The 23,472-nt window shown below is 61.5% G+C and carries 21 protein-coding genes; 19 read left to right on the plus strand and 2 right to left on the minus strand.

What is annotated here, in order from left to right:
• The first annotated feature begins 4 nt into the window (after positions 1-4).
• From purB to nuoN, 18 genes are all read left to right on the plus strand, one after another.
• Complete coding sequence (gene purB / locus BLQ09_RS14985) at positions 5-1,375, plus strand: adenylosuccinate lyase (RefSeq protein ID WP_027606330.1); 1,371 nt, start codon at positions 5-7, stop codon at positions 1,373-1,375.
• An 83-nt stretch (positions 1,376-1,458) separates the two neighbouring features.
• Positions 1,459-2,625, plus strand: a complete 1,167-nt coding sequence (locus BLQ09_RS14990; protein WP_027606329.1) for a ribosomal protein uL16 3-hydroxylase — start codon at positions 1,459-1,461, stop codon at positions 2,623-2,625.
• Positions 2,618-3,040 carry a GNAT family N-acetyltransferase gene (locus BLQ09_RS14995; protein WP_027606328.1) on the plus strand — a complete coding sequence of 141 codons (423 nt, stop codon included), beginning with the start codon at positions 2,618-2,620 and terminating at the stop codon, positions 3,038-3,040. Before BLQ09_RS14990 ends, BLQ09_RS14995 begins: the two co-directional genes overlap by 8 nt.
• A gap of 126 nt (positions 3,041-3,166) precedes the next feature.
• Positions 3,167-3,904: a secretin N-terminal domain-containing protein gene (locus BLQ09_RS15000; protein WP_027606327.1), complete on the plus strand. Its 738-nt coding sequence runs from the start codon at positions 3,167-3,169 to the stop codon at positions 3,902-3,904.
• A 494-nt stretch (positions 3,905-4,398) separates the two neighbouring features.
• Positions 4,399-5,724, plus strand: coding sequence for an isocitrate lyase (gene aceA, locus BLQ09_RS15005; protein ID WP_003219577.1), 1,326 nt, complete (start codon positions 4,399-4,401; stop codon positions 5,722-5,724).
• A gap of 594 nt (positions 5,725-6,318) precedes the next feature.
• On the plus strand, positions 6,319-6,732 hold the full coding sequence (locus BLQ09_RS15010; protein ID WP_003219575.1) for an NADH-quinone oxidoreductase subunit A: 414 nt from the start codon (positions 6,319-6,321) through the stop codon (positions 6,730-6,732).
• 10 nt (positions 6,733-6,742) lie between these two features.
• Positions 6,743-7,417, plus strand: a complete 675-nt coding sequence (locus BLQ09_RS15015; protein ID WP_003174719.1) for a NuoB/complex I 20 kDa subunit family protein — start codon at positions 6,743-6,745, stop codon at positions 7,415-7,417.
• A gap of 72 nt (positions 7,418-7,489) precedes the next feature.
• On the plus strand, positions 7,490-9,274 hold the full coding sequence (gene nuoC, locus BLQ09_RS15020; protein ID WP_027606326.1) for an NADH-quinone oxidoreductase subunit C/D: 1,785 nt from the start codon (positions 7,490-7,492) through the stop codon (positions 9,272-9,274).
• 2 nt (positions 9,275-9,276) lie between these two features.
• The gene (nuoE, locus tag BLQ09_RS15025; protein ID WP_010566874.1) at positions 9,277-9,774 is read left to right on the plus strand and encodes an NADH-quinone oxidoreductase subunit NuoE; all 498 of its coding nucleotides are present in this window, start codon (positions 9,277-9,279) and stop codon (positions 9,772-9,774) included.
• Positions 9,771-11,126 carry an NADH-quinone oxidoreductase subunit NuoF gene (gene nuoF, locus BLQ09_RS15030; protein ID WP_027606325.1) on the plus strand — a complete coding sequence of 452 codons (1,356 nt, stop codon included), beginning with the start codon at positions 9,771-9,773 and terminating at the stop codon, positions 11,124-11,126. Before nuoE ends, nuoF begins: the two co-directional genes overlap by 4 nt.
• Before the next feature lie 135 nt (positions 11,127-11,261).
• Positions 11,262-13,976, plus strand: a complete 2,715-nt coding sequence (gene nuoG / locus BLQ09_RS15035) for an NADH-quinone oxidoreductase subunit NuoG (RefSeq protein WP_027606324.1) — start codon at positions 11,262-11,264, stop codon at positions 13,974-13,976.
• Positions 13,973-14,980 carry an NADH-quinone oxidoreductase subunit NuoH gene (nuoH, locus tag BLQ09_RS15040; RefSeq protein ID WP_017137518.1) on the plus strand — a complete coding sequence of 336 codons (1,008 nt, stop codon included), beginning with the start codon at positions 13,973-13,975 and terminating at the stop codon, positions 14,978-14,980. Before nuoG ends, nuoH begins: the two co-directional genes overlap by 4 nt.
• A gap of 11 nt (positions 14,981-14,991) precedes the next feature.
• Positions 14,992-15,540 carry an NADH-quinone oxidoreductase subunit NuoI gene (gene nuoI / locus BLQ09_RS15045; protein ID WP_003174725.1) on the plus strand — a complete coding sequence of 183 codons (549 nt, stop codon included), beginning with the start codon at positions 14,992-14,994 and terminating at the stop codon, positions 15,538-15,540.
• A 9-nt stretch (positions 15,541-15,549) separates the two neighbouring features.
• Positions 15,550-16,053, plus strand: a complete 504-nt coding sequence (gene nuoJ, locus BLQ09_RS15050) for an NADH-quinone oxidoreductase subunit J (RefSeq protein WP_003174726.1) — start codon at positions 15,550-15,552, stop codon at positions 16,051-16,053.
• A gap of 2 nt (positions 16,054-16,055) precedes the next feature.
• Positions 16,056-16,364 (plus strand): NADH-quinone oxidoreductase subunit NuoK, encoded by a 309-nt coding sequence (nuoK, locus tag BLQ09_RS15055; RefSeq protein WP_003174727.1) that lies wholly within the window; start codon positions 16,056-16,058, stop codon positions 16,362-16,364.
• Complete coding sequence (gene nuoL, locus BLQ09_RS15060; RefSeq protein WP_027606323.1) at positions 16,361-18,214, plus strand: NADH-quinone oxidoreductase subunit L; 1,854 nt, start codon at positions 16,361-16,363, stop codon at positions 18,212-18,214. The genes nuoK and nuoL overlap by 4 nt, the downstream gene beginning before the upstream one ends.
• 39 nt (positions 18,215-18,253) lie before the next feature.
• Positions 18,254-19,786 (plus strand): NADH-quinone oxidoreductase subunit M, encoded by a 1,533-nt coding sequence (nuoM, locus tag BLQ09_RS15065; RefSeq protein ID WP_017527174.1) that lies wholly within the window; start codon positions 18,254-18,256, stop codon positions 19,784-19,786.
• A 7-nt stretch (positions 19,787-19,793) separates the two neighbouring features.
• Positions 19,794-21,257, plus strand: coding sequence for an NADH-quinone oxidoreductase subunit NuoN (gene nuoN / locus BLQ09_RS15070; protein ID WP_003174731.1), 1,464 nt, complete (start codon positions 19,794-19,796; stop codon positions 21,255-21,257).
• 124 nt (positions 21,258-21,381) lie between these two features.
• Here the strand turns inward: nuoN and BLQ09_RS15075 are convergent, their stop codons facing one another.
• Together BLQ09_RS15075 and BLQ09_RS15080 are read right to left on the minus strand one after the other, a co-directional pair.
• Positions 21,382-22,134, minus strand: coding sequence for an outer membrane beta-barrel protein (locus tag BLQ09_RS15075; protein WP_027606322.1), 753 nt, complete (start codon positions 22,132-22,134; stop codon positions 21,382-21,384).
• 123 nt (positions 22,135-22,257) lie between these two features.
• On the minus strand, positions 22,258-23,097 hold the full coding sequence (locus BLQ09_RS15080; protein WP_092357618.1) for an arylamine N-acetyltransferase family protein: 840 nt from the start codon (positions 23,095-23,097) through the stop codon (positions 22,258-22,260).
• Positions 23,098-23,217: 120 nt separating this feature from the next.
• Between BLQ09_RS15080 and BLQ09_RS15085 the strand changes: the two genes are divergently transcribed.
• Positions 23,218-23,454, plus strand: coding sequence for a DUF6555 family protein (locus tag BLQ09_RS15085; protein WP_027606320.1), 237 nt, complete (start codon positions 23,218-23,220; stop codon positions 23,452-23,454).
• The last annotated feature ends 18 nt before the right edge of the window (positions 23,455-23,472 follow it).

The following is a 23,472-nucleotide window of genomic DNA, read 5'->3' on the forward strand; positions in this document are numbered from 1 at the left end:
CCCCATGCAGCTCTCTTCGCTCACTGCGGTTTCCCCTGTTGACGGCCGCTACGCCGGCAAAACCCAGGCCCTGCGCCCTATTTTCAGCGAATACGGCCTGATCCGTGCTCGTGTACTGGTTGAAGTGCGCTGGCTCCAGCGCCTGGCCGCTCACCCCGCCATCAGCGAAGTGCCGGCGTTCTCCGCCGAAGCCAACGCCGTACTCGACGCCCTGGCGGACAACTTCTCCCTGGAGCACGCCGAGCGTGTGAAAGAGATCGAGCGCACCACCAACCACGACGTCAAGGCCATCGAATACCTGCTCAAGGAGCAGGCGGCCAAGCTGCCGGAACTGGCCCAGGTCAGCGAATTCATCCACTTTGCCTGCACCAGCGAGGACATCAACAACCTGTCCCACGCCCTGATGCTGCGCGAAGGCCGTGATGACGTGATGCTGCCGCTGATGCGCCAGACCGCCGAAGCGATCCGCGAGCTGGCCATCCGTTTCGCCGACGTGCCGATGCTGTCGCGTACCCACGGCCAGCCGGCGTCGCCGACTACCCTGGGCAAGGAACTCGCCAACGTGGTGTATCGCCTGGAGCGCCAGATCGCTCAAGTCGCAGCAGTCCCACTGCTGGGCAAGATCAACGGCGCCGTGGGCAACTACAACGCCCACCTGTCGGCCTACCCTGAGATCGACTGGGAAGCCAACGCCCGCGCCTTCATCGAAGACGAGCTGGGCCTGGGCTTCAACCCGTACACCACGCAGATCGAACCCCACGACTATATTGCCGAGCTGTTCGACGCCATCGCGCGCTTCAACACCATCCTGATCGACTTCGATCGCGATATCTGGGGCTACATCTCCCTGGGCTACTTCAAGCAGCGCACCATTGCCGGTGAAATCGGTTCGTCGACCATGCCGCACAAGGTCAACCCGATCGACTTCGAAAACTCCGAAGGCAACCTCGGCATCGCCAACGCCCTGTTCCAGCACCTGGCCAGCAAGTTGCCGATCTCCCGCTGGCAGCGCGACCTGACCGACTCCACCGTACTGCGCAACCTCGGCGTGGGCTTTGCCCACAGCGTGATCGCGTACGAAGCCAGCCTCAAAGGCATCAGCAAACTGGAGCTCAACGCGCAGAAAATCGCCGCTGACCTGGACGCGTGCTGGGAAGTGCTGGCCGAGCCGATCCAGACCGTGATGCGCCGCTACAACATCGAAAACCCTTACGAGAAGCTGAAAGAGTTGACCCGTGGCAAGGGCATCAGCCCTGAAGCACTGCAAACTTTCATCGACGGCCTGGACATGCCAGCCGCGGCCAAGGCCGAGCTGAAACTGCTCACCCCGGCCAACTACATCGGCAACGCTGTAGAGCAAGCCAAGCGCATCTGATTCGCGCAAGCCCCTTGAGACGCCCGGCCGCGCCGGGCGTTTTTATTTCAGTCTGAAAAGTGCTTTTTTTCAATAGGTTACACATGAATCCTGATATCCCTCTTCAACTTCTGGGCGGCATCACGGCACGGGAATTCCTGCGCGACTACTGGCAGAAAAAACCGCTGCTGATCCGCCAGGCGATCCCTGACTTCGAAAGCCCGATCGACGCCGACGAACTCGCCGGCCTGGCCCTGGAAGAAGAAGTCGAATCGCGCCTGGTGATCGAACACGGCGAACGCCCGTGGGAACTGCGCCGCGGCCCGTTCGCCGAAGACGCCTTCAGCACCCTGCCTGAGCGTGAGTGGACACTGCTGGTACAGGCAGTCGACCAGTTCGTGCCGGAAGTGGCCGAGTTGCTGGAGCAGTTCCGCTTCCTGCCAAGCTGGCGCATCGACGATGTGATGATCAGCTTTGCCGCACCCGGCGGCAGCGTAGGCCCGCACTTCGACAACTACGACGTGTTCCTGCTGCAGGCCCAGGGCAAGCGCAACTGGAAGATCGGCCAGATGTGCAGCTCCGAAAGCCCGCTGCTGCAACACGCCGACCTGCGCATCCTCGCCGAATTCGAAGAAAGCGCCGAATGGGTGCTGGAACCGGGCGACATGCTCTACCTGCCGCCACGCCTGGCGCATTTCGGCATCGCCGAAGATGACTGCATGACGTACTCGGTGGGCTTTCGCGCCCCAAGCGCCGCAGAAGTACTGACCCACTTCACCGACTTCCTCGCCCAGTACCTGACCGACGAAGAGCGCTACACCGACGCCGACGCGCAGCCGGTCAGCGACCCGCACCAGATCCAGAGCGACGCCCTCGACCGCCTCAAGAGCCTGCTGGCCGAGCACATGAGCGACGAGCGCATGCTGCTGACCTGGTTCGGCCAATTCATGACCGAGCCGCGCTACCCGGAACTGGTGGCAGGCGAAGAACTGGGCGAAGACGACTTCATCAACAGCCTGCAGGACGGCGCAATCCTGGTGCGCAACCCAAGCGCGCGCATGGCCTGGTCGGAAGTCGACGATGACGTCCTGCTGTTCGCCAGCGGCCAGAGCCGTTACCTGCCGGGCAAACTGCGCGAACTGCTGAAACTGGTCTGCGCCGCCGATGCCCTGCACGCCGAAAACCTCGGCGAATGGCTGCTGGACGAAGACGCCCGTGACCTGCTGTGCGAGCTGGTCAAGCAAGGAAGCCTGGGGTTTGCCGATGAATAGGATTCACGTAGGTGTCGCGGACTGGCATAAGGATATCGCCGAGATTCGGCGCATTCGTGAAGCGGTATTTATCGCTGAACAATCGGTTCCACCTGAGCTTGAGTGGGATGCGGACGACGCAGACGCAGTGCATTTCCTTGCATTCGAAGGCGACTTTCCGATTGGCACCGCGCGCCTGCTGCCCAGCGGCGAGATCGGCCGGGTGTCGGTGCTCAAGGACTGGCGCGGACTGAAGGTCGGCGACAAGCTGATGGAAGCGGTGATCGGCGTGGCCGAGCAACGTGGCCAGACCAAGCAGTTCCTGAGCGCGCAGGTGTATGCGGCGCCGTTCTATGAGCGACTGGGCTTCAAGATCGTCAGCGAGGAATTCCTGGAAGTCGGGATTCCCCATGTCGATATGGTGCGCGGAGGCTGATCCCTGCTGTAAGGGCTTGCCCGTGGTGAGCCAGCTTGCCTGTGGTGAGCGGGCAAGCCCGCTCACTACACCCCAGGCCGACAAACTGGCACTATCAAGCCTAACTGACTCGCAGAGATAACGGACATGTCCCTACGCACCCTGCTCACCGCCCTCCTCCTCACCGCCAGCTGCTCGGCAATGGCCGACACCGAAGTCGTCAACCTGAGCAACCGCACCAGCACCGACCTGCTCCCGGTTGCACAGAACTTCATCGGCAAGGACGGCACCGTCAGCGCCTACGGCAACCAGCTTATCGTTAACGCTGCCCCCGGCAAGATCCAGGACCTGCGTGCGCTGCTCGCCCAGCTGGATACACCAGCCAAGCGCCTGCTGATCACCGTCGATACCAATGAAAACAACCAGCAGAACAGCGGCGACAGCCAGACCCGCATCATCAGCTACGGCACGGCCAGCCGCGACGGCGGCATCCAGCAGATCCAGGCCAGCGAAGGCGTGCCCGCGCTGATCCAGGTCGGCCAGAGCGTGCCACTGACCACGACCCAACCCGACGCTTACGGTCGCCCGCAGAACCAGACCCAGTACCGCAACGTCACCCAGGGCTTCTACGTCACCGCCAGCGTCACCGGCGAGACCGTGCACCTGGCGATCAGTACCAACCGTGACCGCATGAGCCAGGAACGTCCCGATGTAGTGAATGTGCAAAGCACCGACACAACCGTCAGCGGACGTCTTGGCGAATGGATCCCCCTGGCCGGCATCAACCGCGAGACCCAGGCCGATAAATCCTCCACAACCCGCAGCTACTCTACCCAGGGCCGCGATGACCTGACGTTGCGGGTCAAGGTCGACACCCTGAACTGAAGCACCAAAAACTGACTGATGAGTCGTATTAGACTAAAGATGTAGTGCCTGAAAAAAAGCACTACAAAACATTTGACGATCCAAAAAAGCATGGGCATGATGGCCTCGCTCCCGCTAATCAGGGGCCCTGGCAAGGGCCTTCGGATCGCCGCTCCAAGCTACCCACCCGAGCCGATTCGTGTCTGTACCGCCCACAAGGTGTGTTTGACGAGGTTGCGACTGGAACGAAGTTGTCCCGAGGGACGGAAGCTAACCAGGTAACCCGGCTACACACTGATGGATAGTACAAAGGCCCACGATGCCCGAAGACCGTTCGCAGTTCGCCCTTACCTGCTCAACTCCTCCCTTGAGCCATCGTTCATCCCGTCGCCTGCCCCGCCGAACTTGACTTGAACACCTGAGCTTCTGGTCAGCGAGCAGCCATAACCACGCATTCACTACGTGGCTGGCAAATGGAATTTTCCACCTAGACCTATGCGACGAGGTTTTCCCCCATGGCACTGACACGCGAACAGCAAATTGCAGCCCTCGAGAAAGACTGGGCTGAAAACCCACGCTGGAAAGGCGTAACCCGCGCTTATTCCGCTGCTGACGTCGTCCGCCTGCGTGGCTCGGTTCAACCTGAGCACACCTTTGCAAAACTCGGCGCCGAGAAGTTGTGGAAGCTGGTCACCCAAGGTGCCAAGCCGTCCTTCCGCCCCGAGAAAGATTTCGTCAACTGCATGGGCGCCCTCACTGGCGGCCAGGCAGTCCAACAGGTGAAAGCCGGTATCCAGGCGATCTACCTGTCCGGCTGGCAAGTGGCAGCGGACAACAACTCCGCTGAATCCATGTACCCCGACCAATCGCTGTACCCGGTGGACTCCGTGCCGACCGTGGTCAAGCGCATCAACAACTCGTTCCGTCGTGCCGACCAGATCCAGTGGAAAGCCGGTAAAGGCCCGGGTGATGAAGGCTACATCGACTACTTCGCGCCCATCGTGGCCGACGCCGAAGCCGGTTTCGGCGGCGTACTGAACGCCTATGAGCTGATGAAGAGCATGATCGAGGCTGGCGCGGCCGGCGTGCACTTCGAAGACCAACTGGCTTCGGTGAAGAAATGCGGCCACATGGGCGGCAAGGTACTGGTACCGACCCAGGAAGCCGTACAGAAGCTGACCGCTGCCCGCCTGGCGGCTGACGTTGCCGGCACGCCGACCATCATCCTGGCCCGTACCGACGCCAACGCTGCAGACCTGCTGACCTCGGACTGCGACCCGTACGACCAGCCGTTCGTGACGGGCGAACGCACCCAGGAAGGTTTCTACAAAGTGCGCGCCGGTCTCGACCAGGCCATCGCCCGCGGCCTGGCCTACGCGCCGTATGCCGACCTGATCTGGTGCGAAACCGCCAAGCCGGACCTGGACGAAGCGCGTCGCTTTGCCGAAGCAATCAAGAAGGAATACCCGGACCAGCTGCTGTCCTACAACTGCTCGCCTTCCTTCAACTGGAAAAAGAACCTGGACGACGCGACCATCGCCAAGTTCCAGCGCGAACTGTCCGCCATGGGCTACAAGCACCAGTTCATCACCCTGGCCGGCATTCACAACATGTGGCACAGCATGTTCAACCTGGCGCACGACTACGCCCGCAACGACATGACCGCCTACGTGAAGCTGCAGGAACAGGAATTCGCTGACGCCGCCAAGGGCTACACCTTTGTGGCCCACCAGCAGGAAGTCGGCACCGGCTACTTCGACGACATGACCACCGTGATCCAGGGCGGCACCTCGTCCGTGACCGCGCTGACCGGTTCGACCGAAGAAGAGCAGTTCCACTGATCGATGTGAGTACACGGCCACGGCGGATCCGTTAAAGAGCTAACCGCAGTGCCGCACGATCTGACGCCCCGACTGGTTCGGGGCGTTTTTTTTGCCGGTACACATCCCACTGATTCAATCGGGAAAATGTGGGAGGGGGCTTGCCCCCGATAGCGGTGAGGAACCCTCGCAACCTGAAGATTTTGTACAAAACCTTGATCCAGAGCGGTATTGGCTGCAGATAAATCGGTTAAAAGATCCGCTCCAACAACTCGCGCTAATCAGGCAAGTAACGGCAACTTACTCCGCTGTATGAGAAACAATCGCTTCAACCCCGCGCAAACAATATTCATTATCATTTAGAACATAAAAACTTCGTTACAGGTTAAACAAAACACATTTGATCAAATGCCCGCTAATGCCCGCCCCGCAAGGGCTACAGCCCCAAGAAGGTGCACTATGTGCTTATTCCATCGAATAATTTCGCCCTAGGAATTTTACTTGCCCGGTGTTTAGCCATAAAATCACCGCGATTGATTGCAGTGCGACATATCGTCACTGCATCGTTACTTTTTCGAGCTCAGAGACCTTTGCTCTCTGTTAAGGATTTCCAGCATGACCGAAGCGACAGGACTCATGGCCCACAACTGGGGCTTTGCCATTTTCCTCCTCGGTGTTGTCGGCCTTTGCGCCTTCATGCTCGGTGTGTCCAGCCTCCTCGGGTCAAAAGCCTGGGGCCGCAGCAAGAATGAACCGTTCGAATCCGGCATGCTGCCTACAGGTGGCGCCCGCTTGCGGCTCTCAGCCAAATTCTATCTGGTCGCGATGCTCTTCGTGATCTTCGACATCGAAGCCCTCTTTCTCTTTGCCTGGTCTGTGTCCGTCCGCGAAAGCGGCTGGACCGGATTCGTCGAAGCCCTCGTTTTCATAGCAATTCTGTTGGCAGGCCTTGTCTACCTATTTCGAGTGGGCGCCCTTGACTGGGCTCCGGAAGCTCGTCGTAAGCGGCAAGCGAAGCTGAAACAATGAGGCTTTGGCGATGCAATACAATCTCACCAGGATCGACCCGGATGCTCCTAACGAGCAGTACCCCATCGGCGAACGGGAAACCGTTTCCGATCCGTTAGAAGACCAAGTCCACAAGAACATCTACATGGGCAAGCTCGAAGACGTGCTGAGTGGCGCGGTCAACTGGGGACGTAAGAACTCCCTGTGGCCGTACAACTTCGGTCTTTCGTGCTGCTACGTGGAAATGACCACCGCCTTCACGGCGCCCCACGACATCGCGCGCTTTGGCGCCGAAGTTATCCGGGCATCACCGCGCCAGGCGGATTTCATGGTTATCGCCGGTACCTGCTTTATCAAGATGGCGCCGATCATCCAGCGTCTCTACGAGCAAATGCTCGAGCCAAAGTGGGTTATCTCCATGGGTTCGTGCGCCAACTCCGGTGGCATGTACGACATCTACTCCGTGGTTCAGGGGGTGGACAAGTTCCTGCCCGTGGACGTCTACGTGCCTGGCTGCCCGCCCCGCCCCGAAGCATTCCTGCAAGGCTTGATGCTGTTGCAGGAATCGATTGGCAAGGAGCGTCGCCCGCTTTCCTGGGTCGTCGGCGATCAAGGCGTGTACCGCGCCGAGATGCCGTCGCAAAAGGAACAGCGCCGCGAACAGCGAATCGCAGTCACCAACCTGCGCAGCCCCGACGAAGTCTGATCCAGCCCCGCTTCTTTTATAGAACGAAAACCTGGCTTCATTCTTTACGTTGACCGAAAGCGATAAAAAACCATGACTACAGGCAGTGCTCTGTACATCCCGCCTTATAAGGCAGACGACCAGGATGTGGTCGTCGAACTCAATAACCGTTTTGGCCCTGACGCCTTCACCGCCCAGGCCACACGCACCGGTATGCCGGTGCTGTGGGTGGCGCGCGCCAGGCTCGTCGAAGTCCTGACCTTCCTGCGCAACCTGCCCAAGCCGTACGTCATGCTCTATGACCTGCATGGCGTGGACGAGCGCCTGCGCACCAAGCGCCAGGGTCTGCCGAGCGGCGCCGATTTCACCGTGTTCTATCACCTGATGTCGCTGGAACGTAACAGCGACGTGATGATCAAGGTCGCACTGTCCGAGAGCGACCTGAGCGTGCCGACCGTGACCGGTATCTGGCCGAACGCCAGCTGGTACGAGCGCGAAGTCTGGGACATGTTCGGTATCGACTTCCCGGGCCACCCGCACCTGACGCGCATCATGATGCCGCCAACGTGGGAAGGTCACCCGCTGCGCAAGGACTTCCCTGCCCGCGCCACCGAATTCGACCCGTTCAGCCTCAACCTCGCCAAGCAGCAGCTTGAAGAAGAGGCCGCGCGCTTCCGTCCGGAAGACTGGGGCATGAAGCGATCCGGCACCAACGAGGACTACATGTTCCTCAACCTGGGCCCGAACCACCCTTCGGCCCACGGTGCCTTCCGCATCATCCTGCAACTGGACGGCGAAGAAATCGTCGACTGCGTACCGGACATCGGCTACCACCACCGTGGTGCCGAGAAGATGGCCGAGCGTCAGTCGTGGCACAGCTTCATCCCGTACACCGACCGTATCGACTACCTCGGCGGCGTGATGAACAACCTGCCGTACGTGCTCTCGGTCGAGAAGCTGGCCGGCATCAAGGTCCCGGACCGCGTCGACACCATCCGCATCATGATGGCCGAGTTCTTCCGGATCACCAGCCACCTGCTGTTCCTGGGTACCTATATCCAGGACGTCGGCGCCATGACCCCGGTGTTCTTCACCTTCACCGACCGTCAGCGCGCCTACAAGGTCATCGAAGCCATCACCGGTTTCCGCCTGCACCCGGCCTGGTACCGCATCGGCGGCGTCGCCCACGACCTGCCGAATGGCTGGGAACGCCTGGTCAAGGAATTCATCGACTGGATGCCCAAGCGCCTGGACGAGTACCAGAAGGCTGCGTTGGATAACAGCATCCTCAAGGGCCGTACCATCGGCGTCGCCCAGTACAACACCAAAGAGGCCCTGGAATGGGGCGTCACCGGTGCCGGCCTGCGTTCGACCGGTTGCGACTTCGACCTGCGTAAAGCGCGCCCCTATTCCGGCTACGAGAACTTCGAGTTCGAAGTCCCGCTGGCCGCCAATGGCGATGCCTACGACCGTTGCATCGTGCGCGTCGAAGAAATGCGCCAGAGCCTGAAGATCATCGAGCAGTGCATGCGCAACATGCCGGCCGGCCCGTACAAGGCGGATCACCCGCTGACCACGCCGCCGCCGAAAGAGCGCACGCTGCAGCACATCGAAACCCTGATCACGCACTTCCTGCAGGTTTCGTGGGGCCCGGTAATGCCGGCCAACGAATCCTTCCAGATGATCGAAGCGACCAAGGGTATCAACAGTTATTACCTGACGAGCGATGGCGGCACCATGAGCTACCGCACCCGGATTCGTACCCCAAGCTTCGCCCACTTGCAGCAGATCCCTTCGGTGATCAAAGGCGAGATGGTCGCGGACTTGATTGCGTACCTGGGTAGTATCGATTTCGTTATGGCCGACGTGGACCGCTAAGCATGAACAGCACGCTTATCCAGACAGACCGTTTCACCTTGAGTGAAACCGAGCGCTCGGCCATCGAGCACGAGCTGCATCACTACGAAGACCCGCGCGCGGCGTCGATCGAGGCCTTGAAGATCGTCCAGAAGGAACGTGGCTGGGTGCCGGACGGCGCCCTCTACGCCATCGGCGAGATCCTCGGCATCCCCGCCAGCGACGTTGAAGGCGTGGCGACGTTCTACAGCCAGATCTTCCGCCAGCCGGTCGGCCGCCACATCATTCGCGTGTGCGACAGCATGGTCTGCTACATCGGTGGCCACGAGTCGGTGGTCAGCGAGATCCAGGCCAAGCTGGGCATCGGCCTCGGCCAGACCACCCCGGACGGCCGCTTCACGCTGCTGCCGGTGTGCTGCCTGGGCAACTGCGACAAGGCGCCGGCGTTGATGATCGACGACGACACATTCGGTGACGTGCAGCCTGCTGGCGTGACCCAATTGCTCGAGGGCTACCCATGACCCTGACTTCCTTCGGCCCGGCCAACCTGATCAAGCGTTCGGCCGAGACCCACCCGCTGACCTGGCGCCTGCGTGACGACGGCGAGCCGGTATGGCTCGACGAGTACCAGGCCAAGAACGGCTACGCCGCTGCGCGCAAGGCCTTCGCCGACATGGCCCAGGACGACATCGTCCAGACCGTGAAGGACGCCGGCCTCAAGGGTCGCGGCGGTGCAGGCTTCCCCACGGGCGTGAAGTGGGGCCTGATGCCCAAAGACGAATCCATCAACATCCGCTACCTGCTGTGCAACGCGGATGAAATGGAACCCAACACCTGGAAAGACCGCATGCTGATGGAGCAACTGCCCCATCTGCTGATCGAAGGCATGCTGATCAGCGCCCGCGCGCTGAAAACCTACCGTGGCTACATCTTCCTGCGCGGCGAATACACCACCGCCGCCAAGCACCTCAACCGTGCCGTGGCAGAAGCCAAGGCCGCAGGCCTGCTGGGCAAGAACATCCTCGGTTCGGGCTTTGACTTCGAACTGTTCGTGCACACCGGCGCCGGGCGTTACATCTGCGGTGAAGAAACCGCACTGATCAACTCCCTCGAAGGCCGCCGCGCCAACCCGCGCTCCAAGCCGCCCTTCCCTGCCGCCGTGGGCGTGTGGGGCAAGCCGACCTGCGTGAACAACGTCGAGACCCTGTGCAACGTGCCGGCGATCATCGCCGACGGCGTGGACTGGTACAAATCGTTGGCCCGCGAAGGCAGCGAAGACATGGGCACCAAGCTCATGGGTTTCTCCGGCAAGGTCAAGAACCCTGGCCTGTGGGAGCTGCCCTTCGGCGTGACCGCACGCGAGCTGTTCGAGGACTACGCCGGCGGCATGCGCGACGGCTACACCCTCAAGGCCTGGCAGCCAGGCGGCGCCGGCACCGGCTTCCTGCTCCCCGAGCACCTCGACGCACAAATGTACGCCGGCGGCATCGGCAAGGTGGGCACCCGGATGGGTACCGGCCTGGCGATGGCGGTGGACAACACCGTGAACATGGTCTCGCTGCTGCGCAACATGGAGCAGTTCTTTGCCCGTGAATCCTGCGGCTTCTGCACCCCATGCCGCGACGGCCTGCCGTGGAGCGTGAAGCTGCTGATGGCCCTGGAAAACGGCGAAGGCCGCGAGGGTGATATCGAAACCCTGCTGGGCCTGGTCGGTTTCCTCGGCCCAGGCAAGACCTTCTGTGCTCACGCACCGGGTGCCGTGGAGCCATTGGGCAGCGCAATCAAATACTTCCGCTCGGAGTTCGAAGCCGGCATTGCGCCCACCAGCGCCGCCGTCCCGCCTCTGGCAAGGCCGATCGTAGTCGGCGCGTAACGCTTAAACAGGCGAAGGGTCCGTGCCCTTCGCCTGCTCATGTGCTGACGCCTTCATGGCTGTGTAGATGCACATGAATAACAAGATTCCATTAGCCACGCCCGCTGACAACGGGCCAACGAAGAACTTTGAACCATGGCCACTATCCACGTAGACGGCAAAGCGCTCGAAGTCGATGGGGCGGACAACCTGTTACAGGCGTGTCTGTCACTCGGCCTCGATATCCCGTATTTCTGCTGGCACCCCGCGCTTGGTAGCGTCGGTGCCTGTCGCCAGTGTGCGGTCAAGCAGTACACCGACGAAAACGACACCCGTGGTCGTATCGTCATGTCCTGCATGACCCCAGCCACCGACAACACCTGGATCTCCATCGACGATGAAGAATCCAAGGCGTTCCGCGCCAGCGTTGTCGAATGGCTGATGACCAACCACCCCCACGACTGCCCGGTCTGTGAGGAAGGCGGTCACTGCCACCTGCAAGACATGACGGTGATGACCGGCCACAACGAGCGCCGTTATCGCTTCACCAAGCGTACCCACCAGAACCAGCAACTGGGCCCGTTCATTTCCCACGAAATGAACCGCTGCATCGCCTGCTACCGCTGCGTACGTTTCTATAAAGACTACGCCGGCGGCACCGACCTCGGCGTATTCGGCGCCCACGACAACGTGTACTTCGGTCGCGTTGAAGACGGCGTGCTCGAAAGCGAGTTCTCCGGCAACCTCACCGAGGTCTGCCCGACCGGTGTGTTCACCGACAAGACCCACTCCGAGCGCTACAACCGTAAGTGGGACATGCAGTTCTCGCCAAGCATCTGCCATGGCTGCTCGAGCGGTTGCAACATCTCCCCGGGCGAGCGCTACGGCGAACTGCGTCGCATCGAAAACCGCTTCAACGGTTCGGTCAACCAGTACTTCCTGTGCGACCGTGGCCGTTTCGGCTATGGCTACGTCAACCGCGAAGACCGCCCACGCCAGCCACTGCTGGCCGATGGCGCCAAGCTGAGCCTGGACGCGGCGCTGGACAAAGCCGCCGACCTGCTGCGCGGCCGCAACATCGTCGGTATCGGCTCGCCCCGCGCCAGCCTCGAAAGCAACTACGCGTTGCGCGAGCTGGTGGGTGCCGAGCACTTCTACTCCGGTATCGAAGCCGGTGAGCTTGAGCGCATCCGCCTGGTCCTGCAGGTGCTGAACGACAGCCCGCTGCCGGTGCCGAACATGCGCGACATCGAAGACCACGATGCCATCTTCGTGCTCGGTGAAGACCTGACCCAGACCGCCGCGCGCATCGCGCTGTCCCTGCGTCAGTCGGTCAAAGGCAAGGCCGAAGACATGGCCGACGCCATGCGCGTCCAGCCTTGGCTCGACGCTGCGGTGAAAAACATCGGCCAGCACGCGCTGAACCCGCTGTTTATCGCCAGCCTGGCGGAAACCAAGCTCGACGACATCGCCGAAGAATGCGTCCACGCCGCACCGGACGACCTGGCCCGCATCGGTTTCGCCGTGGCCCACGCCCTCGACGCCAGCGCACCGGCAGTCGAAGGCCTCGACACTGAAGCCGCCGAACTGGCCCAACGCATTGCCGATGCCTTGCTGGCAGCCAAGCGTCCATTGATCATTGCCGGTACCTCGCTGGGTTCCAAGGCCTTGATCGAAGCCGCCGCCAACATCGCCAAAGCCTTGAAGCTGCGCGACAAGAACGGCTCCATCAGCCTGGTGGTGCCGGAAGCCAACAGCCTCGGCCTGGCCATGCTCGGCGGCGAGTCCCTGGATGCCGCCCTGCAAACCGTGATCGACGGCACTGCCGATGCGATCGTGGTGCTGGAAAACGACCTGTACACCCGCACCGACGCCGCCAAGGTTGACGCTGCGCTGAACGCCGCCAAGGTCCTGATCGTCGCCGACCACCAGAAGACCGCCACCAGCGATCGCGCCGACCTGGTACTGCCGGCCGCCACCTTCGCCGAAGGCGACGGCACCCTGGTCAGCCAGGAAGGCCGTGCCCAGCGCTTCTTCCAGGTGTTCGATCCGAAGTACATGGACGCCAGCATCCTGGTTCACGAAGGCTGGCGCTGGCTGCATGCCCTGCGCGCGACCCTGCTGAACCAGCCGATCGACTGGACCCAGCTCGACCACGTCACCGCCGCAGCCGCCGCGAGCGCGCCGCAGCTGGCGCGTATCGTCGACGCCGCACCGTCCGCCGCGTTCCGCATCAAGGGCATGAAGCTCGCCCGTGAGCCGCTGCGTTACTCCGGTCGTACCGCCATGCGCGCCGACATCAGCGTGCACGAACCGCGTACCCCGCAAGACAACGACACCGCGTTCGCCTTCTCCATGGAAGGTTACTCGGGTTCGGTCGAGCCACGTCAGCAGGTGCCGTTTGCCTGGTCGCCGGGCTGGAACTCGCCACAGGCCTGGAACAAGTTCCAGGACGAAGTCGGTGGTCACATCCGCGCCGGCGACCCGGGCACTCGCCTGATCGAACCCCAGGGCGACGCGCTGAACTGGTTCGCTGCGGTCCCGCGTCCGTTCAACCCGGCCCAGGGCACCTGGCAGGTTGTGCCGTTCTTCCACCTGTTCGGCAGCGAAGAGACCTCTTCCAAGGCCGCGCCGGTACAAGAGCGCATTCCCGAGGCCTACGTGTCCGTGGCCAAGTCCGAAGCGGACCGCCTGGGCGTCAACGACGGCGCCCTGCTCGACGTGACCGTGGCCGGCCAGACCCTGCGTCTGCCGCTGCGCATCAACGAAGAGCTGGGTGCCGGCCTGGTTGCCCTGCCTAAAGGCGTCGCCGGCATCCCGCCTGCGATCTTCGGCAAAACCGTTGACGGTCTGCAGGAGGCAGCGCAATGACCTGGTTCACCCCTGAAGTGATCGACGTGATCATCTCGGTCGTCAAGGCCATCGTGATCCTGTTGGCCGTGGTCGTCGCGGGCGCCCTGCTCAGCTTCGTCGAACGTCGCCTGCTGGGCTGGTGGCAGGACCGTTACGGTCCGAACCGCGTTGGCCCGTTCGGTATGTTCCAGATCGCCGCCGACATGCTGAAGATGTTCTTCAAGGAAGACTGGACCCCGCCGTTTGCCGACAAGGTGATCTTCACCCTGGCACCGGTCGTGGCCATGAGCGCCTTGCTGATCGCCTTCGCGATCATCCCGATCACCCCGACCTGGGGCGTGGCGGACCTGAACATCGGCTTGCTGTTCTTCTTCGCCATGGCCGGCCTGTCGGTCTACGCGGTGCTGTTCGCCGGCTGGTCGAGCAACAACAAGTTCGCCCTGCTGGGCAGCTTGCGGGCCTCGGCCCAGACCGTGTCCTACGAAGTGTTCATGGGCCTCGCGCTGATGGGCATCGTGGTGCAGGTCGGCTCGTTCAACATGCGCGACATCGTCGAGTACCAGGCGCAGAACCTGTGGTTCATCATTCCGCAGTTCTTCGGCTTCTGTACCTTCTTCATCGCCGGCGTCGCCGTGACTCACCGTCACCCGTTCGACCAGCCGGAAGCGGAACAGGAACTGGCCGACGGTTACCACATTGAATACGCCGGCATGAAATGGGGCATGTTCTTCGTCGGTGAGTACATCGGCATCATCTTGATCTCGGCCCTGCTGGTCACGCTGTTCTTCGGCGGCTGGCACGGTCCGTTCGGCATCCTGCCGCAGCTGGCGTTCTTCTGGTTCTTCCTGAAGACCGCGTTCTTCATCATGCTGTTTATCCTGCTGCGCGCTTCCATTCCGCGTCCACGATACGACCAGGTGATGGATTTCAGCTGGCGCTTCTGCCTGCCGCTGACCCTGATCAATTTGCTGGTGACTGCTGCCGTTGTGTTGTTGAACACGCCAGCGGGCGCGGTTCAGTGAGGATTTGACCCATGTTCAAATATATTGGCGACATCGTTAAGGGTACCGGTACCCAGTTGCGAAGCCTGGTGATGGTTTTCGGCCATGGCTTTCGTAAACGCGACACCCTGCAATACCCGGAAGAAGCGGTGTACCTGCCGCCGCGCTATCGCGGCCGCATCGTGCTGACCCGCGACCCCGATGGCGAAGAGCGTTGCGTGGCCTGCAACCTGTGCGCCGTGGCGTGCCCGGTGGGTTGCATCTCCCTGCAGAAAGCTGAAACCGAAGACGGTCGCTGGTACCCGGACTTCTTCCGCATCAACTTCTCGCGCTGCATTTTCTGCGGCCTCTGCGAGGAAGCTTGCCCGACCACCGCGATCCAGCTCACACCGGATTTCGAGATGGCCGAGTTCAAACGTCAGGACCTGGTGTACGAGAAAGAAGATCTTTTGATCTCTGGTCCCGGTAAAAACCCTGATTACAACTTCTATCGTGTTGCAGGTATGGCCGTTGCCGGTAAGCCGAAAGGCGCCGCACAAAACGAAGCCGAGCCGATCAACGTGAAGAGCTTGCTGCCTTAAGGAAGAAAGATGGAATTCGCTTTCTATTTCGCATCGGGTATCGCGGTTGTGTCCACGCTTCGCGTGATCACCAACACCAACCCCGTGCACGCCCTGCTCTACCTGATCATTTCGCTGATCGCCGTGGCCATGACCTTCTTCAGCCTCGGCGCACCGTTCGCCGGTGTGCTGGAAGTGATCGCCTACGCCGGCGCCATCATGGTGCTGTTCGTGTTTGTGGTGATGATGCTCAATCTCGGGCCGGCCTCGGTCGCCCAGGAACGCGTCTGGCTCAAGCCCGGCATCTGGCTCGGCCCGGTTGTCCTCGCAGCGCTGCTGCTGGGTGAACTGCTGTATGTGCTGTTCGCTCACCAGAGCGGCCAGGCCATCGGCCATACCACCGTGGACGCGAAAGCCGTGGGCATCAGCCTGTTCGGCCCGTACCTGCTGGTGGTCGAACTGGCGTCGATGCTGCTGCTCGCCGCAGCCATCACTGCCTTCCACTTGGGCCGCAACGAAGCCAAGGAGCAATGACGATGCCTGCTATCCCTTTGGAGCATGGTCTGGCGGTCGCCGGCATCCTGTTCTGCCTTGGCCTGGTCGGCCTGATGGTTCGCCGTAACATTCTGTTCGTGTTGATGAGCCTGGAAATCATGATGAACGCTGCGGCACTGGCGTTCATCGTTGCAGGTGCACGTTGGGGCCAGCCGGATGGACAAGTCATGTTCATCCTGGTGATCAGCCTGGCAGCCGCCGAGGCCAGTATCGGCCTGGCGATCCTGCTGCAACTGTATCGTCGCTTCCACACGCTTGATATCGACGCTGCCAGTGAGATGCGCGGATGAACATGATCTTTCTGACTTTCGTATTTCCCCTGATCGGTTTCCTGCTGCTGTCGTTCTCTCGCGGACGCTGGTCGGAAAACCTTTCGGCCCTGATCGGTGTGGGCTCCATTGGCCTGTCGGCTATCGTTGCCGCCTACGTCATCTGGCAATTCAACGTGGCACCGCCGGAAAGCGGCCACTACACCCTGGTGCTGTGGCAGTGGATGTCGGTGGAAGGCTTCAAGCCCAACTTCGCCCTCTACGTCGACGGCCTGTCGATCACCATGCTTGGCGTGGTGGTGGGCGTGGGCTTCCTGATCCACCTGTTCGCGTCCTGGTACATGCGCGGTGAAGCGGGCTACTCGCGCTTCTTCTCGTACACCAACCTGTTTATCGCCAGCATGCTGTTCCTGGTGCTCGGCGATAACCTGTTGTTCCTGTACTTCGGTTGGGAAGGTGTGGGCCTGTGCTCGTACCTGTTGATCGGTTTCTACTACAGCAACCGCAACAACGGTAACGCGGCACTCAAGGCATTTATCGTCACCCGCATCGGCGACGTGTTCATGGCCATCGGCCTGTTCATCCTGTTCCAACAGGTGGGCACGCTGAACATCCAGGAACTGCTGGTGCTGGCACCGCAGAAATTCCAGGTCGGCGACTTCTGGATCACCCTGGCGACCCTGATGCTGCTGGGCGGCGCCGTGGGTAAATCCGCGCAACTGCCGCTGCAGACCTGGCTGGCGGATGCGATGGCCGGTCCTACCCCGGTGTCGGCACTGATCCACGCCGCAACCATGGTGACCGCCGGTGTCTACCTGATCGCCCGTACCCACGGCCTGTTCACCCTGGCGCCGGACATCCTGCACCTGGTGGGCATCGTCGGCGGCGTGACCCTGGTACTGGCCGGCTTCGCCGCGCTGGTGCAGACCGACATCAAGCGGATCCTCGCCTACTCGACCATGAGCCAGATCGGCTACATGTTCCTGGCCCTGGGCGTCGGCGCCTGGGACGCGGCGATCTTCCACCTGATGACCCACGCCTTCTTCAAGGCCCTGCTGTTCCTGGCCTCCGGTGCGGTGATCGTGGCCTGCCACCACGAGCAGAACATCTTCAAGATGGGCGGCCTGTGGAAGAAACTGCCACTGGCCTACGCCAGCTTCATCGTCGGTGGTGCCGCCCTGGCCGCCCTGCCGCTGGTGACCGCCGGTTTCTACTCCAAGGACGAAATCCTCTGGGAAGCCTTTGCCAGCGGTAACCAGAACCTGCTGTACGCAGGCCTGGTGGGTGCGTTCATGACCTCGCTGTACACCTTCCGCCTGATCTTCATCACCTTCCACGGTGAAGCCAAGACCGAAGCCCACGCAGGCCATGGCATCTCCCACTGGTTGCCACTGTCGGTGCTGATCATCCTGTCGACCTTCATCGGCGCGCTGATCACCCCGCCACTGGCCGGTGTACTGCCGGAAAGCGCCGGCCATGCCGGCGGCGCCGCCAAGCACAGCCTGGAAATCGCCTCGGGCGCCATTGCCATCGCCGGTATCCTGCTGGCGGCCCTGCTGTTCCTCGGCAAGCGTCGCTTCGTGACCGCCGTGGCCAACAGTGGCATCGGCCGTTTCCTCTCGGCCTGGTGGTTCGCGGCCTGGGGCTTCGACTGGCTCTACGACAAACTGTTCGTCAAGCCCTACCTGGCCATCAGTCATGTACTGCGTAAAGACCCGCTCGACCAGACCATCGGTTTGATCCCGCGCGCGGCCAAAGGCGGTCACACCGCCCTGAGCCGTACCGAGACCGGCCAGTTGCGTTGGTATGCGGCTTCCATGGCGGCCGGTGCCGTGCTGGTGATCGGCGCCATCGTTGTGGTAGCGGTCTGATATGAACTTTGCGAACTTGCGAAAGGAAACGAGCCCGTCATGATTCTGCCCTGGCTAATCCTGATCCCCTTTATCGGCGGCCTGCTCTGCTGGATGGGTGAACGCTTCGGCGCCACCCTCCCCCGCTGGATTGCGTTGCTGACCATGTCCCTGGAACTCGCACTCGGCCTCTGGCTGTGGGCCCATGGCGACTATTCATTCGCTCCGGCACCGGGTGTCGATCCGACGTTCGCGCTTGAATTCAAGCACGTGTGGATCCAGCGCTTCGGCATCAACGTGCACCTGGCCCTCGACGGCCTGTCGCTGTTGATGATCCTGCTGACCGGCCTGCTGGGTATCCTCTCGGTACTCTGCTCCTGGAAAGAGATCCAGCGTCACGTGGGCTTCTTCCACCTGAACCTGATGTGGATCCTGGGCGGCGTCGTCGGCGTGTTCCTCGCCCTCGACCTGTTCATGTTCTTCTTCTTCTGGGAAATGATGCTGGTGCCGATGTACTTCCTCATCGCGCTCTGGGGTCACAGTTCTTCGGACGGCAAGAAAACCCGGATCTACGCGGCGACCAAGTTCTTCATCTTCACCCAGGCTTCCGGCCTGATCATGTTGGTGGCGATCCTGGGCCTGGTACTGGTCAACTTCAACTCGACGGGCGTGATTACCTTCAACTACGCCGACCTGTTGAAAACCAAGATGTCCCTGACCACCGAGTACATCCTGATGCTGGGCTTCTTCATCGCCTTCGCGGTGAAGCTGCCGGTGGTGCCGTTCCACTCCTGGCTGCCTGACGCTCACGCCCAGGCGCCGACCGCCGGTTCCGTGGACCTGGCCGGTATCCTGCTGAAGACGGCGGCCTACGGCCTGCTGCGTTTCGCCCTGCCGCTGTTCCCGAACGCCTCGGCCGAGTTCGCGCCGATTGCCATGACCCTCGGCCTGATCGGGATCTTCTACGGTGCGTTCCTGGCATTCGCGCAAACCGACATCAAGCGTCTGATTGCCTTCTCGTCCGTTTCCCACATGGGCTTCGTACTGATCGGCATCTACTCCGGCAGCCAGCTGGCGTTGCAAGGTGCAGTGATCCAGATGCTGGCCCACGGTGTCTCGGCCGCCGCACTGTTTATCCTGAGTGGCCAGTTGTACGAGCGCCTGCACACCCGTGACATGCGCGAGATGGGCGGCGTGTGGTCGCGCATTGCGTACCTGCCGGCGATCAGCCTGTTCTTCGCCGCCGCTTCCCTGGGCTTGCCGGGTACCGGTAACTTCATCGGCGAGTTCCTGATCCTGATGGGTGCCTTCGTGCAAACACCGTGGATCAGCGCCATTGCTACCTCCGGCCTGGTATTCGGTTCGGTCTACTCGCTGATCATGATCCACCGCGCCTACTTCGGCCCGGCCAAGTCCGACACCGTCCTCAAGGGGATGGATGCTCGCGAACTGATCATGGTGCTCGGCCTTGCGGTATTGCTGATCTACATCGGCGTGTACCCGCAACCGTTCCTGGACACTTCTGCCGCGACGATGCATGGCGTGCAGCAGTGGTTCGGCACCGCCTTCTCTCAACTCGCTTCGGCCCGGTAAGAGCGCTATGGAATTCACGATCCAACACTTTATCGCGCTTGCGCCGCTGCTGATCACCAGCCTCACCATCGTGGTGGTGATGCTGGCGATCGCCTGGCGCCGCAATCATTCACAAACGTTCCTGCTGTCCTGCGCCGGTCTGAACCTGGCCCTGCTGTCGATTATCCCGGCACTCAAGGTCGCGCCACTGGCGGTGACCCCGCTGATGATGGTCGATGACTTCGCGCTGCTGTATATCGCGCTGATCCTCGTCGCCACCCTCGCCTGCGTCACCCTCGCCCACGCCTACCTCGGCGAAGGCGGCACCGGCTACCCGGGCAACCGCGAAGAGCTGTACCTGCTGATCCTGCTGGCTGCGGCCGGCGGTATCGTGCTGGTCAGCGCGCAGCACCTGGCCGGCTTGTTCATCGGCCTGGAACTGCTGTCGATCCCGACCTACGGCCTGGTGGCCTACGCCTTCTTCAACAAGCGCTCCCTGGAAGCCGGCATCAAGTACATGGTGCTGTCGGCCGCCGGTTCCGCGTTCCTGTTGTTCGGCATGGCCCTGCTCTACGCCGAAGCCGGCAGCCTGAGCTTCACCGGTATCGGTCACGCCCTGGCCGCCACCAACAGCCCCGCGCCGATTGCCCAACTGGGCCTGGCGATGATGCTGATCGGCCTGGCGTTCAAGCTGTCGCTGGTGCCGTTCCACCTGTGGACCCCGGACGTGTACGAAGGCGCCCCGGCGCCGGTGGCGGCGTTCCTGGCGACCGCGTCCAAGGTCGCTGTGTTTGCGGTGATGGTGCGTCTGTTCCAGATCTCGCCTGCCGCCAACACCGGCGTGCTGAGCAACGTGCTGACCGTGATCGCCATCGCGTCGATCCTGTTCGGTAACCTGCTGGCGCTGACCCAGAACAACCTCAAGCGTCTGCTGGGTTACTCGTCCATCGCCCACTTCGGCTACCTGCTGATCGCCCTGGTGGCGAGCAAAGGCCTGGCCGTGGAAGCCATCGGCGTGTACCTGGTCACCTATGTGATCACCAGCCTCGGCGCGTTCGGCGTGATCACCCTGATGTCCTCGCCTTACAAGGGCCGTGACGCCGACGCCCTGTACGAATACCGCGGCCTGTTCTGGCGCCGTCCGTACCTGACCGCCGTACTGACCGTGATGATGCTGTCCCTGGCCGGTATCCCGCTGACCGCGGGCTTTATCGGCAAGTTCTACATCGTCGCGACCGGTGTCGAAGCCCACGAGTGGTGGCTGGTTGCGTCCCTGGTGCTGGGCAGTGCCATCGGCGTGTTCTACTACCTGCGCGTGATGGTCACCCTGTACCTGATCGAGCCAAACCTGCGCCGTGTGGATGCCGAGCTGCACTGGGAACAGAAAGCCGGTGGCGTGATGCTGCTGGCTATCGCCCTGCTCGCCTTCTTCCTGGGCGTGTACCCACAACCGTTGCTGACCCTGGTGCAGCACGCGGTGCTGGGGGTTTGATCCCTTAGCGGTATGTGAACCAACAGAAACGGCGCCCCAGGGCGCCGTTTTTGCGTTCTGGGCTGACCTGCAACAGCCCAAAAAAACGCCCCGAATGTTCGGGGCGTTTTACATTGCAATCGCGTCAGAACGCGATACCGACCTTGACCCCGTACTCATCCCGCTTGAGCCGGGTGTTATCGGCCACTTCGGAATCACCGTCGAGCTTGTATTCGGTGCGGGTGTAGTAAAGGCCCGCCATCACCGGCAGGTCGCCCTTCTGGTTCATCAGCAGGCTGACTTCGGCGTAAGGGTTGGTGCGGTCCTTGAGGTCCACGGTGTCGCTGCCCACGCCGTCCACCTTGAGCTTGGTACGACCATCAATGGTGCGACGCGCACCGGCTTCGAAACGCAGCGTCATGTCATCGAACTGATGGTTGTAGCCCAGGGCTGCCTTGGCGAACGGCGACTTGTTGGTGAGCTCCATGTCGTAGTCGTTCGAGTCCAGCTCATAGCGGGTCCAGCTGTAACCGCCGCCCACGATCACGTCGACGAAGTTGCGCGCATCCAGCGCGGCACGCCAGCCGAGATCCAGGTCGGCCTGGCCTTCCTTGAGTTTGTTATCACTCTTTTTACCGTACTTGGCTTCCACACCTGCCTGGTAGATAAAGCCCGACTCGGCGGTGAGCTTGTTGCCGAAGTTGTAGAAAAGACCGGCTTCGGGCATGTGGTCCTTATCACTTTCACTACCGCCTTCGAGCTTGAAATCGTTGTAGCTGCCCAGAATCCCAAAGGTAGAAATCGGGTCAGTGGACGGTGCGGCGAACACCACGGCTGGCGCGGCGACCAGCGCCAGCAATGAGGAATGCTTGAGGAGGTTTCCGAATAGTTTGGACATCGTTTACATCTCCTTGTCTGGTGGGCAAATTATTCAGGAAACGCTTCGAACCCAGGCTGGCACCAAAGGTTCGAAAAAATTTGCCCCCACCTGGAGGTAAAACGGTTCAGCGATCGCTCTGGATTAATACTCCTGGCGTGCAGCCATTACCAAGCCCTCAAGGGTTGAATCAAGCTGAGGGTGAACCGGCACGCGAATCCCAAAGGTAGTGCCCAGTACGTCCAGCAGCTCGTCGGCGCTCTGGATCACACGCTTGTCACTCGGCCGATCCAGGTAGTGAATCCCATAGTGGGCGTTGTTCAAGGTGTGGCGTTCTCCCGCTGCCAGGCGTGCGACTTTCAATTGGCCCACGAACGGCGAACCTGGATGGGTCGAGACGTACCAGTTACCGATTTCGTAGTCGATGTCTGCCTGCACTTGCAGGTCGAAGACATACAAGCCACGCCACTCCCCCGCGACCTCGGCCCACAAGGTGTAGCTGCCCTCCTGCTCATTGAGTGTCAGGCGATACGGCTCATGGGCCGTGGCCTGCACGGCCTGCGTGTCCAACTGCAACGGACTGCTGGGCACCATGCCACCAAAGCCGACGTCGGTGATGTAGCGCACGCCGTCCAATGTCACCAGGCTCAGGCGATGGGTACGCGCCGTACGTGCATCCGGCGGCCCCCCCATCACAACCCGCCCGGTAATGCCGCGAGCATCGAAGCCCAGTGCCTGCAACAGCGCCAGGAACATCTGGTTCAACTCATAGCAATACCCACCCCGCCCATCGAACAGGACTTTCTGCTCGACGCTGGGCAAGTCGATCGGCACCGGCAGACGCAACAGGGTCGACAGGCTTTCGAAGGCGAAGGTGCACACATGACGCAGTTGCAAATCCCGCAGGGTCTGCAGGGTGGGCGGTGGTGGCGAGTCGTAACCCAGGCGTTGCAGGTACAGGCGGCTGTGGTTCAGGAGGGTCATGGCGCGATCCTTGGGCGCGGGAGGAATGCGTCACTATGCCGCGCAAGCATGCAGATTGTCATTTTGAGTGAACCTTTTTAAACCGTTCCCTATCCATCTATAACAAGACAGGGAGGCAACATGAGTACCGCAAAAATCTACACCATCCACTACCAACTGCACGGTCAACCGAAGTCCTTTGTGGTGCGTGCCGAAGTGATGAACAACGCCGAGGCCTGGCACTGGGCAGCCGTCGACGCCGACATAGCGCATGTCAGTCGTATCGGCCGGGTCGGCCATGAGCAGGTGAAAAAAACCACGCGCCCATGGGCCGAGAAGTACGGCATCACCGACGTCACCTGGATGCCGCCCAGATAAATAAAAAGCCCCGCTCAT

The sequence above is a fragment of the Pseudomonas sp. NFACC25 genome, assembly GCF_900100935.1.
Classification (GTDB): domain Bacteria; phylum Pseudomonadota; class Gammaproteobacteria; order Pseudomonadales; family Pseudomonadaceae; genus Aquipseudomonas; species Aquipseudomonas marginalis.

Coding starts and splice junctions, on each gene's coding strand:
- purB (WP_027606330.1), top strand. CDS start 5: ATGCAGCTCTCTTCGCTCACTGCGGTTTCCCCTGTTGACGGCCGCTAC.
- BLQ09_RS14990 (WP_027606329.1), top strand. CDS start 1,459: ATGAATCCTGATATCCCTCTTCAACTTCTGGGCGGCATCACGGCACGG.
- BLQ09_RS14995 (WP_027606328.1), top strand. CDS start 2,618: ATGAATAGGATTCACGTAGGTGTCGCGGACTGGCATAAGGATATCGCC.
- BLQ09_RS15000 (WP_027606327.1), top strand. CDS start 3,167: ATGTCCCTACGCACCCTGCTCACCGCCCTCCTCCTCACCGCCAGCTGC.
- aceA (WP_003219577.1), top strand. CDS start 4,399: ATGGCACTGACACGCGAACAGCAAATTGCAGCCCTCGAGAAAGACTGG.
- BLQ09_RS15010 (WP_003219575.1), top strand. CDS start 6,319: ATGACCGAAGCGACAGGACTCATGGCCCACAACTGGGGCTTTGCCATT.
- BLQ09_RS15015 (WP_003174719.1), top strand. CDS start 6,743: ATGCAATACAATCTCACCAGGATCGACCCGGATGCTCCTAACGAGCAG.
- nuoC (WP_027606326.1), top strand. CDS start 7,490: ATGACTACAGGCAGTGCTCTGTACATCCCGCCTTATAAGGCAGACGAC.
- nuoE (WP_010566874.1), top strand. CDS start 9,277: ATGAACAGCACGCTTATCCAGACAGACCGTTTCACCTTGAGTGAAACC.
- nuoF (WP_027606325.1), top strand. CDS start 9,771: ATGACCCTGACTTCCTTCGGCCCGGCCAACCTGATCAAGCGTTCGGCC.
- nuoG (WP_027606324.1), top strand. CDS start 11,262: ATGGCCACTATCCACGTAGACGGCAAAGCGCTCGAAGTCGATGGGGCG.
- nuoH (WP_017137518.1), top strand. CDS start 13,973: ATGACCTGGTTCACCCCTGAAGTGATCGACGTGATCATCTCGGTCGTC.
- nuoI (WP_003174725.1), top strand. CDS start 14,992: ATGTTCAAATATATTGGCGACATCGTTAAGGGTACCGGTACCCAGTTG.
- nuoJ (WP_003174726.1), top strand. CDS start 15,550: ATGGAATTCGCTTTCTATTTCGCATCGGGTATCGCGGTTGTGTCCACG.
- nuoK (WP_003174727.1), top strand. CDS start 16,056: ATGCCTGCTATCCCTTTGGAGCATGGTCTGGCGGTCGCCGGCATCCTG.
- nuoL (WP_027606323.1), top strand. CDS start 16,361: ATGAACATGATCTTTCTGACTTTCGTATTTCCCCTGATCGGTTTCCTG.
- nuoM (WP_017527174.1), top strand. CDS start 18,254: ATGATTCTGCCCTGGCTAATCCTGATCCCCTTTATCGGCGGCCTGCTC.
- nuoN (WP_003174731.1), top strand. CDS start 19,794: ATGGAATTCACGATCCAACACTTTATCGCGCTTGCGCCGCTGCTGATC.
- BLQ09_RS15075 (WP_027606322.1), bottom strand. CDS start 22,134: ATGTCCAAACTATTCGGAAACCTCCTCAAGCATTCCTCATTGCTGGCG.
- BLQ09_RS15080 (WP_092357618.1), bottom strand. CDS start 23,097: ATGACCCTCCTGAACCACAGCCGCCTGTACCTGCAACGCCTGGGTTAC.
- BLQ09_RS15085 (WP_027606320.1), top strand. CDS start 23,218: ATGAGTACCGCAAAAATCTACACCATCCACTACCAACTGCACGGTCAA.